We start from the raw sequence: 1,899 nt of genomic DNA on the forward strand, positions 1-1,899 counted from the left end.
CATTTGTATATCCTCTTTTCTGTTTATATCGTTGTGGTGCTGCACTGCTTAATGCAGGTAGTTATGCGTCTAATTAATATATCTTTAATAAGTTAAGCATTCGCAATCTTTCAGTTACCGCAAAAATTGGAACTTCAAATACTCTTGATAACTTTAAGATTATTTCATCTTCGTTATTTGTTTTCTTTTTGATTTTTTCAAATTCTAAACTAAATAACGGCTCAGGCATAAGTAAGCATAATGCAAATATATTTGCTTCTATTTCTTGTTTTGGTGTTGCTAGTGTTGTGTTCACGGTCATATCTACCTCTTATTAAAATCCGCATAACTCTATATTCAAGCGGATAAAACCCTAAACGATTACAGTGTAAATCACCTGTTTTTGTGGGTTTTACCGCTTAATATGTTGTTATAACCCATTCACTAGTACAAGTTTTCACTAAACAATGTGCCACCATCAATAGTGTCACCACCAACTCTCCGCTTGATTTGCCCTGCGGCTTCTGCCACTTTCCAAGCCTCTGTGCGGCTCAAAAAACTTCCTTTGTTATCCAAAAAGCCTTCTTCTTGAATATCATCCCAATGCCAAAGACCTATCTCAGATATTTGGTTATTCATGTGTTCATCACCATGCCTAACGCCAACAATTATTTTATTTTCGCTGCAATTTCGCACAGCGGCACAAACAATAACTCTTTGCATAAATACCTCTTATCGGTTATAACTCACGCTTTAACAGTGACACCACCCCAGCCACTGTCTAAGATTAAAAAACACTAAAACCTATGACCTCCGCAAAATCCATAGGTTTTAGCCCTCGCTTGAGGGCATGGGTTTACTTTTCATGCCCAAGTGTTTTTGGGTTAATGTTACGCATAAATCCAGTACCCTGAAAATCCTCATCCTTACGCATTAGATCAGCTTCAATCTTGGCTGAATTAACAAGCACTTGGCCTAAATCAGCCATCGCCTTGGCTTGACTAACATCAATTTTCCCTTCCATTAGCTTGTCCATTGCATCTAATAATGATTCACGCAAATAATTAATATCACGCATTTTCAGTCTCTCTTATTTTTCGTTGGAATTTTTTATTGATCCTGATTAGATCAATAATTGGTTGTGGGTAGCGATAAATAGTATTTCGCTTCATATTCTCAGATCGACTAATCAACTCTAAATTTGATTTATCAAAATTGCGTTTATTACCGTCTTTGAATATCAAGATCATGCCTTTTGGCACTGGTTCACCAAAAAAAATATGGTGTTTAGGTTTCCATCTTTCGTATTTTGTTTTACCAGTTCCAATTTTTACCCACACATAACCGTCTTTATCTTCGCGCTCATCACCAATATTTAGTGTATTGTGTGGTTGGTGGCCTTTTTTAAATTGGTTTCTTACACTGCCAAAAAATACGCCTTTTTTGCCTTTGTTGTGTGATACATGGCCTTTTTTAAATTGGCCTGTATTTTCCCTTTGGCAAATTTTTGTTAGGTATTCTTTGTCTTTTTTAACGCCTAACTGATGTGCTTTATTGCCAATAAAATCAATAGACGCACTAAACATCTCAGCAAGGGTTTTATTTGGAGTAGTAGGGTAAAGTCTTTTAAATTCCTGCTCTTGCTCCTTGGTTAGTTTGCTTTTTTGCATAATAACTCCAACAAAAAAGCCTCCTAAGAGGCTAAAACTTCTGACAAATTCACTGACATAAAAAGCCTATAGAAATACATAATACATTGATATATATTTTGTTTTTACTGACATTCACTGCTACGGCGCAAAAACTCATTAGCCATGAGATATTGAAAATCATCAATAATTACAATAGGCGTTTTTGCCATGATTTCAGGGCTTGCTTGCTACCATCTTGCAAGTTTCGTGTTTATTCATTTTTCTAGCT

4 protein-coding genes are annotated in these 1,899 nt (G+C 35.8%); all 4 read right to left on the reverse strand.

Annotated features, from left to right (window positions below):
• Positions 1-73: 73 nt before the first annotated feature.
• Positions 74-301, reverse strand: a complete 228-nt coding sequence (locus Q0212_RS06695; RefSeq protein WP_297923840.1) for an ImmA/IrrE family metallo-endopeptidase — start codon at positions 299-301, stop codon at positions 74-76.
• Positions 302-423: 122 nt separating this feature from the next.
• Entirely contained in the window at positions 424-702 is a 279-nt protein-coding gene (locus Q0212_RS06700) for a hypothetical protein (RefSeq protein ID WP_297923842.1), read from the reverse strand.
• A gap of 133 nt (positions 703-835) precedes the next feature.
• Positions 836-1,057 (reverse strand): hypothetical protein, encoded by a 222-nt coding sequence (locus Q0212_RS06705; RefSeq protein ID WP_297923844.1) that lies wholly within the window; start codon positions 1,055-1,057, stop codon positions 836-838.
• A complete protein-coding gene (locus tag Q0212_RS06710) occupies positions 1,050-1,649 on the reverse strand; it encodes an HNH endonuclease signature motif containing protein (protein ID WP_297923846.1) in 600 nt (199 codons plus the stop codon). Before Q0212_RS06710 ends, Q0212_RS06705 begins: the two co-directional genes overlap by 8 nt.
• Between the last annotated feature and the right edge of the window lie 250 nt (positions 1,650-1,899).

This window comes from uncultured Agitococcus sp. (assembly GCF_937920075.1).
In the GTDB taxonomy this organism is placed as follows: domain Bacteria; phylum Pseudomonadota; class Gammaproteobacteria; order Pseudomonadales; family Moraxellaceae; genus Agitococcus.